The 12740-nt window shown below is 38.5% G+C and carries 14 protein-coding genes; 5 read left to right on the forward strand and 9 right to left on the reverse strand.

Going from position 1 to position 12740, the window contains the following annotated elements; all coding sequences use genetic code 11:
- Positions 1 to 8 precede the first annotated feature (8 nt).
- The 5 genes from thrB to yutH form a co-directional block, all read right to left on the reverse strand.
- Entirely contained in the window at positions 9 to 920 is a 912-nt protein-coding gene (thrB, locus tag BMSHG_RS19565) for a homoserine kinase (RefSeq protein ID WP_019156166.1), read from the reverse strand.
- The gene (thrC, locus tag BMSHG_RS19570) at positions 917 to 1981 is read right to left on the reverse strand and encodes a threonine synthase (RefSeq protein ID WP_019156167.1); all 1065 of its coding nucleotides are present in this window, start codon (positions 1979 to 1981) and stop codon (positions 917 to 919) included. Before thrC ends, thrB begins: the two co-directional genes overlap by 4 nt.
- Positions 1978 to 3276 (reverse strand): homoserine dehydrogenase, encoded by a 1299-nt coding sequence (locus BMSHG_RS19575; protein ID WP_019156168.1) that lies wholly within the window; start codon positions 3274 to 3276, stop codon positions 1978 to 1980. The genes thrC and BMSHG_RS19575 overlap by 4 nt, the downstream gene beginning before the upstream one ends.
- Positions 3277 to 3623: 347 nt before the next feature.
- Complete coding sequence (locus BMSHG_RS19580; protein WP_019156169.1) at positions 3624 to 4589, reverse strand: 2-hydroxyacid dehydrogenase; 966 nt, start codon at positions 4587 to 4589, stop codon at positions 3624 to 3626.
- Positions 4590 to 4951: 362 nt separating this feature from the next.
- Positions 4952 to 5956 carry a spore coat putative kinase YutH gene (gene yutH / locus BMSHG_RS19585; protein ID WP_019156170.1) on the reverse strand — a complete coding sequence of 335 codons (1005 nt, stop codon included), beginning with the start codon at positions 5954 to 5956 and terminating at the stop codon, positions 4952 to 4954.
- Between the two features lie 252 nt (positions 5957 to 6208).
- Here yutH and BMSHG_RS19590 point away from each other — a divergent pair, with 252 nt between their 5' ends.
- On the forward strand, positions 6209 to 6709 hold the full coding sequence (locus tag BMSHG_RS19590) for a phosphatidylglycerophosphatase A family protein (protein ID WP_019156171.1): 501 nt from the start codon (positions 6209 to 6211) through the stop codon (positions 6707 to 6709).
- Between the two features lie 66 nt (positions 6710 to 6775).
- Here BMSHG_RS19590 and BMSHG_RS19595 read toward each other — a convergent pair whose 3' ends face one another.
- From BMSHG_RS19595 to BMSHG_RS19605, 3 genes are all read right to left on the reverse strand, one after another.
- Positions 6776 to 7543: a TIGR01457 family HAD-type hydrolase gene (locus tag BMSHG_RS19595; protein ID WP_019156172.1), complete on the reverse strand. Its 768-nt coding sequence runs from the start codon at positions 7541 to 7543 to the stop codon at positions 6776 to 6778.
- A 202-nt stretch (positions 7544 to 7745) separates the two neighbouring features.
- Positions 7746 to 8183 carry a DUF86 domain-containing protein gene (locus BMSHG_RS19600; RefSeq protein WP_019156173.1) on the reverse strand — a complete coding sequence of 146 codons (438 nt, stop codon included), beginning with the start codon at positions 8181 to 8183 and terminating at the stop codon, positions 7746 to 7748.
- A 25-nt stretch (positions 8184 to 8208) separates the two neighbouring features.
- On the reverse strand, positions 8209 to 9510 hold the full coding sequence (locus tag BMSHG_RS19605; RefSeq protein ID WP_019156174.1) for an EAL domain-containing protein: 1302 nt from the start codon (positions 9508 to 9510) through the stop codon (positions 8209 to 8211).
- 243 nt (positions 9511 to 9753) lie between these two features.
- On the opposite strand from BMSHG_RS19605, the gene glpX reads away from it, so the two are divergent.
- From glpX to BMSHG_RS19620, 3 genes are all read left to right on the forward strand, one after another.
- Complete coding sequence (glpX, locus tag BMSHG_RS19610) at positions 9754 to 10725, forward strand: class II fructose-bisphosphatase (protein WP_019156175.1); 972 nt, start codon at positions 9754 to 9756, stop codon at positions 10723 to 10725.
- Positions 10726 to 10750: 25 nt separating this feature from the next.
- Positions 10751 to 11017 (forward strand): DUF3055 domain-containing protein, encoded by a 267-nt coding sequence (locus tag BMSHG_RS19615; protein WP_019156176.1) that lies wholly within the window; start codon positions 10751 to 10753, stop codon positions 11015 to 11017.
- Between the two features lie 105 nt (positions 11018 to 11122).
- Positions 11123 to 11377 (forward strand): hypothetical protein, encoded by a 255-nt coding sequence (locus BMSHG_RS19620; protein WP_019156177.1) that lies wholly within the window; start codon positions 11123 to 11125, stop codon positions 11375 to 11377.
- A gap of 37 nt (positions 11378 to 11414) precedes the next feature.
- On the opposite strand, the gene BMSHG_RS19625 is transcribed toward BMSHG_RS19620, so the two are convergent.
- Complete coding sequence (locus tag BMSHG_RS19625) at positions 11415 to 11690, reverse strand: YutD family protein (protein WP_019156178.1); 276 nt, start codon at positions 11688 to 11690, stop codon at positions 11415 to 11417.
- A 146-nt stretch (positions 11691 to 11836) separates the two neighbouring features.
- Between BMSHG_RS19625 and BMSHG_RS19630 the strand changes: the two genes are divergently transcribed.
- Positions 11837 to 12418: a YhcN/YlaJ family sporulation lipoprotein gene (locus tag BMSHG_RS19630; RefSeq protein ID WP_019156179.1), complete on the forward strand. Its 582-nt coding sequence runs from the start codon at positions 11837 to 11839 to the stop codon at positions 12416 to 12418.
- The last annotated feature ends 322 nt before the right edge of the window (positions 12419 to 12740 follow it).

Raw genomic sequence — 12740 nt, forward strand, 5'->3', positions numbered from 1 at the left:
GCTTTTTTTTATACATATTTTTGCACATGTACACTGCTGCCTTCTTGAGCAATTTCCAGTTGGCAGCAAGACATACCTAAGTCTAACTCCTTTAAAATGCCTAAAAGCTCGTTCCCTTTCCCTTTTTCACAACAACAAATAACGGTTGGTCCTGCTCCACTTAAGGCAACACCGAATGCACCGGATTTATAAGCCAACTCCTCTATTTCAGCTAAATGAGGGACTAATTTCCTTCGATAGGGCTGATGATATAAGTCCTTTTTCATCATTTTCCCCGCTAATGCGTAATCTTTATTTAGGAATGCCGCCACCATCACATTGGTAATTGCTCCTGCCTTGACCGCTTCGGAAAAGCGGAGTTCAGATGGAAGAACATTACGTGCATCTTTTGTAAGAAGTTCAAGTTTTGGAATGACTGCTATTAAATCGAAATCTATCGTATGATCGACAACAGCCACTACTTCATCATCGCTCTGACAGCCAATAACTAGCCCCCCAAACAATGATGCTCCGACATTATCTGGATGTCCCTCAATTTCAGTGGCAATCTTGAATTTTTCTTCATTTGTCAATTTCAAATTGCCCATGACATTGGCCAGTTCAATCCCAGCAATTATGGCTGCAGCACTTGAGCCCAGTCCTCTTGCTAAAGGAATATCACTGAACATTTTGACCTTACAGCACGGCAAGCTTGTGTGAAAAAGCTCAGCCGTTTTTAAAGCAATCTGGATAATATAATTGCTCTCATCAGTTGGAAATACCTCTAACTCCTTTGACTCCATGACTACTTCCCAGGAGTTGGAGCGCTCTACCTCTAAGGATAAAAATAAATTCAGCGCCAATCCGATCGAATCAAAGCCCGGTCCAAGATTAGCAGTACTTCCAGGAACTCGAATCGTCACCATGTCATATTCATTCATGAGTGAACCACTCCCCGAATATGATGCGCCACGGCCTCCTCATCATTCGGAAGTAGAACTGGCTTAATCGTGCTATACTCAATGGCCGTATTCGGATCTTTTAAACCATTCCCTGTTAAAATAGCCACGATCTTACTTCCTTTGGCAATTTTCCCATTTTGAATATGCTTATACACTCCTGCTATTGATGCACATGACCCCGGTTCTGCAAAAACGCCTTCTGTACTGGCGACTTTTTTATAAGCGGCGATAATCTCATCATCACTCACCTCATCAATCGTTCCAGCAGATTCTTCTGCCGCAGCAGTTGCGAGATGCCAACTCGCTGGATTCCCAATTCGAATCGCAGTCGCAATCGTTTCTGGATTTTCAAAGACACGGTTATGAACAATCGCCGCTGCGCCCTCTGCTTCAAATCCATGCATTTTCGGTAGCCCTGTCTGTTTCACAGCATCATATTCTTTAAACCCTTTCCAATATGCACTAATATTGCCCGCATTCCCAACTGGGATGGCTAACACATCAGGTGCAGTTCCACCAAGCTGATCACAAATTTCAAACGCCCCCGTTTTTTGCCCTTCTAACCGATAGGGATTTACTGAATTAACAAGGGTAACAGGTTCTTTTTCGCTAATATTCCGAACCATTTTCAATGCCTCATCAAAGTTGCCTTCAATTGAAATAATTTCTGCCCCATACATAACGGCCTGTGCGAGCTTTCCCATCGCAATTTTCCCTTCAGGAATGACAACTATACATCTCATCCCAGCTCTCGCAGCATACGCAGCAGCTGCAGCTGACGTATTCCCTGTTGAGGCACAAATGACCGTATCACTGCCTTCTTCCTTCGCCTTGGCAACTGCCATGACCATTCCTCTGTCTTTAAATGACCCGGTTGGATTCGTTCCTTCGGTCTTGACATAGAGTTCGACTCCCCATTCTTCTGAAAGTCGCTCAAGCTTGACCAAAGGGGTATTTCCTTCATTTAAGGTTAGTTTTGGTGTTTTTTCATTCACTGGTAAAAATGCTTGATATTCTTCTAATAACCCTTTCCACCTCATGAATGGCCATTCCCTTCTACTCGATAAGAGCTCTTGATTCGGTGCACCGATGGTAATACTTCTAATTTCGCTAAAATCCCTTCAAAATCATCAAGGGATGTTGAGTGAGTGACAATGACGATTTCTGATAACCCTTTTTCCTTCACTGGGAGCTGAAGTATCTTCTCGAAGCTTACTCCTTGCTCAGAAAAAATCGTCGTAATATTGGCAAGCACGCCCACTTTATCTTTAACATGAAATCTTAAGAAATACTTTGAGAGAATTTCATTGCGATCTTTTAAGTTCTTTTCATATTGTGGTGAGATGATACTTTTCCCATTAACTCCCAGAACCATATTTTTCAATACGACGACTAAGTCAGAAACAATCGATGTTGCCGTTGGCAGACTTCCTGCTCCAGGGCCGTAAAACATTGTTTCTCCGACAGCTTCTCCATATACATAAACAGCATTATATTCATCATTTACCGCTGCTAACGGATGTGTATCGGCTAATAAAGTTGGTTGGACACTTACCTCGACTTTATCATTTTCAATTTGAGCGATTCCTATCAGTTTCATGGTATAGCCAAGCTGCTTGGCATATTCAAGATCCCTTTCAGTTATCGTCGTAACCCCTTGAACTCTAACATCGTCCAAGTCAATCTTCATGGAAAAACCAAGCGTCGCCAATATCGCCATTTTTCTTGCGGCATCTAAGCCTTCCACATCTGAAGTTGGATCTGCTTCTGCAAAGCCGAGTTGTTGCGCCTCTTTTAAAACTTCTTCATACGCACTCCCCTGCTTACTCATCTTCGTTAAAATAAAATTGGTTGTGCCATTCACGATTCCCATCATTTTTGTTATATGATCAGATGATAACCCATCTACTAAACTTCTTAAAATTGGAATCCCGCCAGCTACACTGGCTTCATAGAAGAGATCACAACCATTTTCAATCGCAAATGAAAGAAGCTCAGAACCATGAAGCGCCATCAGATCCTTGTTAGCTGTTACGACATGCTTTTTATTTTTGAGAGCCTGAATGAGCGCTTTTCTTGTTTCTTCAACACCACCCATTACTTCGATCACAACATCAATTTCGGGGCTGTTTATAACATCTTCAATATTGGTGGTCAAGAGCTCCTTATCAATCGTTACCGCCCTCTCCTTATTTATATCCTTTACCAGTACTTTTTTTATCTGAATCGGGCGTCCAATTTGATGCATAAGTTTTTCTTGATGATTTTCAATAATCTGCACCACTCCTGAACCGACCGTCCCAAGACCTAATAATCCGATTGATATTGGTTCCATTTTGATCCCCTTCCTGTTGTGTTCTTCTTAAAAAGACAATTGTATTTATATAGTAGACATTATAGAGGGAGTTGACTTATTTTACAATAGAATTTTTCGAATTGATCGAAAATCTTAATGTCTAGTATACCCCAAATTTTCACAGTTCGCATAATTTTCTTACTGTTCTGGGGATAACTTATTTCTACTAAAACGGTTACATTTTGCTCATAATCTCTTACATAAAACAAGACTACTATTCATTTTTATAAATGTTACAATCAATAAATCAGTGTGTAGAGAGCTTTGCCCCCATTTTCAATAAAAATAAGCAGTCCAATATTGGGCTGCTTTATTTATTTTGTAGATTATTTATTTACGTGCGTTTTCGGTTCTTGCCCTGAGAGAATAAGATCGATATTTTCAACACAAAGATTCATCATCTTCATTCTTGTTTCAATTGACGCACTGCCAATATGAGGTATGGCCACGACATTTGAGAGTGTTAATAAAGGATGTGTTTCATCGATTGGTTCTTTATCAAATACATCCAATCCTGCAGCAGCAATATCACCTTCTTTTAATGCCTCATAAAGCTCTTGCTCATTTACGACAGGTCCTCGCGAAGCATTCACAAAAACAGCTGTCTTTTTCATACGTTTGAAGACATCTCTCGTAAAGAGATCTTTCGTTTCTGCTGTCAGAGGGGTTAAACAGACGATAAAATCAGAGCGTTCAACTAATTCATCAAATGAGCAATATGTAGCGCCTAACTCGCTTTCAACTTCCATTTTTCGTGAACGATTATGATATAGAATCTCCATATCGAAACCTGTCGCTCTTTTGGCAACAGTCGAACCAATACTTCCCATTCCAACAATTCCAATTGTTTTATGATGAATATCATATCCTGCAAGAAGAAGTGGGCTCCAACTTTTCCACTGGCCTGCCTTGATAAATTCTGCCCCTTCTACAATTCTTCTTGCTGCTGCCATCAATAATCCAAATGTTAGGTCTGCTGTTGAATCGGTTAAAACATCTGGAGTATTACAGATCGTTACTCCACGTTTTGTAGCAGCTTCAATATCAATATTATCGTATCCTACTGCTAAGTTAGCCACGACCTTTAATTGCTCCCCAGCAGAAAGTAATTCCTCATCAATTTGATCAGACAGCATCGTCAATAAAGCATCAGCTTTACTTGCTTCTTCTAAAAGAACCGTGCGTGGAACAATAACGTCCTCTTTATCCCACATTTTCACTTCGTATTTTTCACGTAATGGTGTCACTACTTCTTCTGGTAATTTTCTTGTAATATAAACGAATGGTTTCATCTGCTGCTCCTTTGTATTTTTGTTTTTCCCTAATTTCCAGTCGCTCAATAGAAAAAGGAAGACTCTTATTTTCATTATACTTTTTTACAATCATTACTCCAAGAATTCCCATCAAAAAGTTAAGAGAAGAATATGCTCCACGAAACATCCTTTCCGCTCTGCCTACCGCAAACCTTGTTTCATGAACCCCTCATGTGACATCCTTTCCCGATGGTTTAGGTTTAGTTAAAAATCTTTCCAGCATTTGAAAGTACGCTCGTTTTGGGAGATTGTGTAGTTTCGTTGCAAGTATTCTAAGGTTCAGCTTTCCCATCACCTCAATCCATTCTTTAGTTATTGGCGGTAAACACAAACAAGAGTGGCTATTTTGCTAGCCACTCTACAATTGGAATTTGATAGCGTCTTATCGGTGCTCCTGCAAGTGTGAAAAAGTCTCTTAAAAACATTTCATACTCCTGAGATTGCCCTAATATTTTTTTTAGTTTTTCTTCTTGCATGAGTTTCACTTGTTCTGATGAGGTAATATAGTATTCTTCCACACAATCCATATAATGAAGTGGAAACAAGAGGCGTGAAAATAGTAGCCTCCATGAAAATGAAGAAAGAGTGGAAACACTGGCATAGTCCTGATAAAACTGGCGTATATCAGGTTCATACGTTTTTATATTTTGAAAATATCGTTCTCGGGTCCATTCCGCTAAATCTCTCGAACAATGATCAAACACCCAGTCAAATGGATTTCGCAATGCTCCGCTGTCTCCCCATGTTCTCGGAGAAAAATGAAGATGACAGACCGTTCCACTATCAACAGCAAGCGGTTCGTCATCCTGCTCCGTATCGTTTAAGTATTGAATGGCATTTTCCGCAAGTCCCATATAATAGGGAAAAGATTCTATAAACAATCTCACAAAATCGTTTTCTGGATGCTGAAATAATTGTTCATTCCAAACCTTCTCCATCTGATCTAGTCTTTGTTCCCAGAATGATTTCCACATACCAATTCGACTGATATGTTTGACTTCAAAAGGAACCGTCCTACCCCTGTAATGAAACTTCGCTAATTTCCGGCCGACTCTTTTAATTGCCCGTTCAGTTGCATCCTTCCGTAACACACAAAAGCGTTGATTTTCCAATTCAACAAATGTTTCACCTTCATTTGTTTTTAAAAATTGGCAAACGGAAGAATCTCCATAATTGACAAGGTGTATCACAAGTTGTTCCAATTCTGAAAGACTTGATTCATCCACATTTGTAACTGGAACGAGAAAATATAGGTTTTGCTGATCGCGACATGCATCATATGGCCCTATCTTAAATTGCTCTTGTATGCTAATTCCATAATATTGTTGAATGATTTGTTGAAGCATCCTTCTTTCACCTACCGCCTCATTTGTCCTTATCAAATGTATATGTCTTTGGGGCTGGAATATTGTTTTTTTGTTAGCATTTGCTTGATTTATGCAAAAAAGGAAGTGAAATGATATGATGTACTTAGTTTTACAAAATGCAAAGATGATAAAACAACATCGTAGTGCATATCCTAACGTAATAAGAAATTTCCACCAACATCGAACATTCAACTAGGGATTTACATAAAATTTTTAAAAAGGGTGAAGCAGATGTCTGAAGAAAAAAATGTGGATATTGTAGAAGAAACGGCAAGAAAGTGGTTGGCTGAGAGAGGCGTTAAGATTCAAGATATTGCCGACCTTGTATATTACCTTCAAGAAAAGTATCACCCAAATTTGCAGATGGAAGATTGTATCGAGAATGTTGAACGGGTGCTTTCAAAAAGGGAAGTTCAAAATGCTATCTTAACTGGTATCCAGCTAGATATGCTAACAGATAAAGGTTTATTAGAGGAACCTCTGCAGTCAATGCTTGCGATAGATGAGAGTCTATATGGGGTTGATGAAATTTTGGCTTTCTCAATTGTCAACGTCTATGGTTCAATTGGATTTACCAACTACGGGTTTATTGATAAAATGAAGCCTGGCATATTAGCGGATCTCAATGATAAGTCTAGCGGAAAATGCCATACGTTTCTTGATGATATTGTTGGAGCGATTGCTGCCGCAGCTTCAAGTCGCTTGGCCCATCGTGCTGCGAATACAGAATAACTTTTGAATATAAAGGCGAGGTCATTCTCGCCTTTTTATTTTTCGCCAATATAGGCAGTATTCTTTTTACTTAAAGTCCCAATCTGCTAGTGAATCGACGATATATGTTGGTTTAACGTCAATAGTAGGTAAATGTTCCTTCTTCGTAACCCCAGTATGGACTAATAATGTATCCATTCCCGCATTAATTCCTGCTAAGATGTCGGTATCATAATTATCACCGACCATAATCGTCTCTTCCAAAGTCGTTCCAAGAACGGCAAGTGCTTGTTCCATAATAATTGATTCTGGTTTGCCAATAAAAATCGGTTTTGTTCGTGTGGATACCGCAATAATTGAAGTAAGAGAACCATTTCCAGGGAGCAATCCTCTTTCTGTTGGGATCGCTATATCTCCATTCGTAGAAATAAAAGTGGCACCATTTCTCACCGCTAAGCATCCGACTGTTAATTTTTCATAACTAATTTCCCGATCAATTCCGACGACGACAACGTCTGCATTCTCCTCAGCTAAACGAAATCCTTTTTCAGAAATTGCTGTTCGAATCCCTTCTTCTCCGATGACATAGATTGAAGCATCTTTATTAAGATTGTATACGTAATTTGCCGTTGCTTGGCTTGTTGTGAAAACCTGCTCGTCCTCCGTCGGGATCGAAAAAGCTCTCAATTTATCAGCAACTTGTGCAGGTGTTCGCGATGAATTATTGGTAACAAATAGGTAGGGAATATTCAACTCCCGAAGTTTTTTTACGAAATCTCGCGCTTCTTCAATCAGCTCGGTTCCTCGATACATCGTTCCATCTAAATCAATCAAATAACCTTTATATTTGGTCAACTTTTCTCACTCCTACAAAGAATCACTCATATTGTCTCACTGGATTTGCAAAAATGCAAAAGCGCCCCTACAAGAGCGCTTGTTTGTGTTTCGTTTTCCTAATGGTTGTGGTTTTTTCGTAAATGTCGGCTTCAAATGAGATTTTAGGCCTTTATTCTCCTATCAAGAATAGCAACAATGTTTGCGAAAATAGCCTTTTGTTTTAATTTCTAAAGGCTGATACCGGTCCAAGTTCATTGAGTAAATATTGCTGAACATTAGGTGAAAACTTTTTCAATGTTTCAAGTTGTTGATGAAATGCATGTTGAAGATCTTCATGTTCAATTTCTGTATAATTTTGCACGAGCATTTTACGATACAATAGGACTCCTTTTAAGCCTTGGCTCATTTCAAAGGTAATGACTTTTTCATCCTCTAAAATGTCGATGATGTCTTCATAACTTCCAGGGTCTCGCATAATAAAACCGTCAATCATTGCATTCCCAACATCTAAGATGCCTTCAATCACAGTATGACATACCCTTTCAAGGGCTGCTTTTTCAATTGCCGTTTCCCATTCTTTTTTTTCCTCAAAAAGGGATAATTGCTGTTCTACATATCCTAATATGTTCTCTATTTTCTCCCGATCAACAAAATACATTTGCTCCAATCCTTTCATAAAAAAGTTAACAGGAAGCTAAGCTTTTTTGTAAGGAATCTGGTTTAGCAAAGAAATAGCCTTGAGCAAGGTCAACATTATTCCTTGACAACACGGACGCTTCTCCAGCATTCTCAATTCCTTCAGCAACTACAAGAGAACCTGTTTCTTTTGCTACTAATAATAATCCTTTTAGCATTGATTCCTTGACAGAATTCTTATCAATATCTTGGATAACAGAACGATCAATTTTGATAATGTCAGGCATAATGGCACTAATCGTATTTAGACTAGCATAACCAGAGCCCGTATCGTCCACTGCGATTTGGAACCCCATCATACGTAATGCTTTAATGTTATCTAGAAGGAGTTCAATCCCTTCAATTGAATCACGTTCTGTTATTTCAATCGTAAATTGGCTTGGGGGAATGTTTTTATATCGTTCCAACAATTTATTCAAATCCCGAATAAACGTTTTACTTCCTAAAGATATGGGTGTGAAATTAACAAAAATGGCATGTTTACAAGCCGTTTTATGAATTTGCTCAAACGTTTTTTCTAACACAATCATCTCTAAATCATACAAATAATCGGTTTGCCTTGCGACTGAGAATAAAGTTAACGGACTCTCATAGGGCGTATCTTTTGGCCCACGTGTCAGCATTTCCCATGCCCGAATCGCCTTTGATTCAACATCTATTATGGGCTGGGCAAGAAGGCGAATGTCTTTTTTAGCAACGATTTTTCGAATCATATATAGCATTTCATTAAATTCAGTATCGACCCTTTTTTCAGCCATAGCTAGGGCTTGTTGATGGGCTTTATAAATAGCTTCCTGAATCGAATAATTTTTCTTTTCGATAAACATATAACCTGACTCAAATTGTGGTTCAACGTCAGGAAATGATTTCTTCAATTTTTCCTCAACTTCTTTTGTCACTTTACTCAAGGCCGCATCAATCTCTACAACACAGCTTCGATTATGATCGACTTTTAAAAATAAGGTAAAGCCATCACTAAAGTGATCATGAAGGACTAATACATCATCATCAGAAAGTTCTTGTTGAACCACCTTGCGCAGTATGCTTTTCAGCTCCTTACTAAATGAATGATAGTAGTCTTCATCGAGTTGGCATTTTAATTCTTTCAAATTATTAATGTTGAACACTAATATTGCAACTTCGCATCCTTGCTTAAAGGCTGATTTTACCCCTTCAACAACAGGATTTCTGACGATAAATTGTGGGGGGAAATAGCGTAACCTTTTAAATGGCAATACAATTTTTGTCCATTTTAGAACATTCGAACCAATTTTTTTAAGGTGAGCCAATGGGATCCATCCTCTCAAGTGTTCACATCGGTGATAAAGCTATTGTAGCACAATTTTGCTTTTGCGTATATTTTCCTTCAATGTGAAAGTTTACTATTTTCTTATGATATACAATCTCAAAAAGTTGTGAATCATTTGTCACGAATAGGCATGTTTGCAGGGCTTTTTTTTTGTTAATATAAAGAAGTAAATTGATTTCCGGCATCAAAGATTAATGTACCTGAATTGAATGGAGGAAAAGCTTTGGAACGTGAGCTAGCATTGGAAATTGTCCGAGTCACCGAAGCTGCAGCCCTAGCATCTGCAGGATGGATGGGGAGAGGAAAGAAAAACGAAGCAGATGAAGCAGCCACAAATGCAATGAGAAAAATGTTTGATTCTGTCAATATGGACGGAATCGTGGTCATCGGTGAAGGAGAACTAGATGAAGCACCGATGCTTTATATTGGGGAACGACTTGGAACGAAAAATGGACCAATGGTTGACATTGCCGTCGATCCATTAGAAGGAACAAATATTGTTGCCAAAGGACATAATAATGCTATGGCTGTTATTGCCATTGCTGATAGAGGCACATTGCTCCATGCACCAGATATGTATATGGAGAAAATCGCTGTTGGAAAACAAGCGGCTGGGAAAATCAACTTGCTCGATCCAATTGAAAAAACGATTGAGATTGTCGCACATGCAAACAACAAGCGGGTTCAAGATTTAACGGTTATTATTCAAGAGCGAGAGCGCCATGATGACTTAATTGAGCGTATCAGAGCGAAAGGTGCCCGAGTTAAGCTATTTGGTGACGGAGATGTTGGTGCAGCAATTGCTACTGCCCTGCCGCAAACAGGAGTCGATTTATTCGTAGGGATTGGTGGTGCTCCTGAAGGCGTAATTTCTGCTGCTGCATTGAAAGCTCTTGGTGGAGATATGCAAGCCCGATTAATTCCTTCTAATATGGAAGAAGAAGCTCGGTGTATCAAAATGGGTCTTGCGGATCCAAGACAATTATTATTATTAAATGATTTAGTTTCTGGAGATGATGCCATCTTTGCGGCAACAGGGGTTTCCAATGGAGAGTTGCTTAATGGTGTTCGTTTTCTTGGCGGGGATCTAGCTGAAACGGATTCTATTGTGATGCGTAGTAAAACGAAAACAGTCCGCTACATAAAAACTCATCATCATCTTGAGAGCAAACCACATTTACTTATGTTCACATAGTTTTTAGAATCAAAGGAGGGGTATCATGTCTGAAAGATTTTATCTTTATAATGATCTGATTGATACAAAAACACGATTTGTCAGTTTTATGGGAGAAAATAATCGTTTTGATTTAGCTATTCTACAATCTGATCGTCATTATGGAAAACAAATTGTCCTCGATATGCAAGGAAGTCGATTTGCCATAATCGGTCCAGATGATTTAAAAGAAGAGGGTTATTTAGAATATGCTTTCCAATTATCAGAGGAAGATGCTGAGGAACTGAGACAATTTTTATACGAAATTGTTTAAAGAATAGGAGGTTGTCCCAACAGTGGACGCCTCTTTTTTTGGGCAAAACTTACCTCTCTATTCTGCAAAAATAAGCGAATAATAGGAGAAAAGGAGTGAACCAAAATGAATGAGAATGAATCTTATCAAGATTTTTCAACTGTGGAAAAGCAACGGGAAGTTTTAAATACTGAGGAATTTCCAGACGGCCCCTATGGGTCACCGATTAATCAGAATAAGCCCGTAAAAAATAAGGTAGGTTCTTGGGAAGAAGGACAGCGCTCAAATAGTGGATTTACGTATGAAAACAGAAATCTGCATGAAGATATGCCAAGACAAATGGAAGGAGCCCATCCGATTCATGACAAAGAAGACGAGTAGGATAAAGAGCGATCCGTGTCCCGCACTGGATCGCTCTTTATCCCTGAATTTTTTTCACAACGAAATATGAACAGCCAAAATTACAAAACTCATAAATATATTCCGTCAACGTACTGATTTTTGTATCGAAAGTGGCCTTTTGATTTTTGTCATCATAAAATCCCTTTAGGCGAAGCTGGCCATAACCCCAATCACCTACTATATAATCATATTTACTTAAAATATCACTATATCTGCCTTGGAAAGCCTCTTCGTTAAAGCCTTCTCCTCTTTCTTCAATGATCTCGTAGTTTATATTATTGATGCTGATCAAACCCATCACCTCTTTTTGACACACTATGTTTCCATTATATACTGTCTTCCATCTTTTTCACAATAAGTGCAATTTGCAAATTTGCTTAAATTACTAAGAAAAAAAATTCAACTATTGCTCATACTACAAATGTGGAGGTGTAGATCATGAATAAAATATTCCTATTTATTAGTGTTAGTTTCTTGTTTCTAATCACTGCATGTAACAATGATGATGCTGCAGTCGAAGGGCTTTATAACAAAAGTGGAAACACGATTAACGTTAATGATCAACGGGCAGATATTTATAATAAAAACGGCAAAAATAAATCTGAGGACTTCGGTTATGTACGTCATCAAAAAGAACCTATTATGGGTTCAAACGTATCAAATGATCATTATGAGGCCATGGACAGAGAAAAAACGGCTGATACAATTAGTAAGCTTTGCACCGATATCCCGAATGTGGACGACGTTTCTACCCTTGTAACTGGAGAAGAAGTCATAATCGTGTATGCTACAGAAACAGAAAACCGCAATCTAGCTGCCGATCAGGTAAAAAAAACCGCTATGTCTGTTGTGCCTCGTTGGTTTGATATTTATGTGACGGATAATACTGCGTTACGTAAAAATGTGGAGAGCTACGCAACAATGGATTCTGATAGCAAAAAAGTGGAATACGCTCTTGATGAACTCATTAAGGAAATTAAAAAATCTCCTCAAGGGGATAATGACGACAACAACCAATAAAGAAGAACTGGCTAAAAGTCCATAAAATAAAGCAAGAGGAGATTTTCTCTTCTTGCTTTTTTGTTGATTTCAATTATGTTAAGCGGCAAATTTCCTGTTAAATAATGGTCGTGGGGAAAATAAGGGAAGTTTTTCCGCTTATACAATGGAAAATCACCTATTTTTACAATTTTTGAGCCAATAAGCGGAATTTCTTCTCTTATAAAAGCTATTTTTGATGATATTTGTTAATTAAGCGGAATTTCTCCATTAGCATTGCAAAAATATCCACAAGGGTATATAGAAGTTACTTTATATGGGTTTTAAGTATAATTTTTCCATC

Origin of the sequence: Robertmurraya massiliosenegalensis JC6 (assembly GCF_000311725.1) — a bacterium.
In the GTDB taxonomy this organism is placed as follows: domain Bacteria; phylum Bacillota; class Bacilli; order Bacillales; family Cytobacillaceae; genus Robertmurraya; species Robertmurraya massiliosenegalensis.

What these genes read in the sequence shown, in the direction of transcription:
- thrB (WP_019156166.1), bottom strand. Translation starts at nt 920, where the DNA reads ATGAATGAATATGACATGGTGACGATTCGAGTTCCTGGAAGTACTGCT.
- thrC (WP_019156167.1), bottom strand. Translation starts at nt 1,981, where the DNA reads ATGAGGTGGAAAGGGTTATTAGAAGAATATCAAGCATTTTTACCAGTG.
- BMSHG_RS19575 (WP_019156168.1), bottom strand. Translation starts at nt 3,276, where the DNA reads ATGGAACCAATATCAATCGGATTATTAGGTCTTGGGACGGTCGGTTCA.
- BMSHG_RS19580 (WP_019156169.1), bottom strand. Translation starts at nt 4,589, where the DNA reads ATGAAACCATTCGTTTATATTACAAGAAAATTACCAGAAGAAGTAGTG.
- yutH (WP_019156170.1), bottom strand. Translation starts at nt 5,956, where the DNA reads ATGCTTCAACAAATCATTCAACAATATTATGGAATTAGCATACAAGAG.
- BMSHG_RS19590 (WP_019156171.1), top strand. Translation starts at nt 6,209, where the DNA reads ATGTCTGAAGAAAAAAATGTGGATATTGTAGAAGAAACGGCAAGAAAG.
- BMSHG_RS19600 (WP_019156173.1), bottom strand. Translation starts at nt 8,183, where the DNA reads ATGTATTTTGTTGATCGGGAGAAAATAGAGAACATATTAGGATATGTA.
- BMSHG_RS19615 (WP_019156176.1), top strand. Translation starts at nt 10,751, where the DNA reads ATGTCTGAAAGATTTTATCTTTATAATGATCTGATTGATACAAAAACA.
- BMSHG_RS19620 (WP_019156177.1), top strand. Translation starts at nt 11,123, where the DNA reads ATGAATGAGAATGAATCTTATCAAGATTTTTCAACTGTGGAAAAGCAA.
- BMSHG_RS19630 (WP_019156179.1), top strand. Translation starts at nt 11,837, where the DNA reads ATGAATAAAATATTCCTATTTATTAGTGTTAGTTTCTTGTTTCTAATC.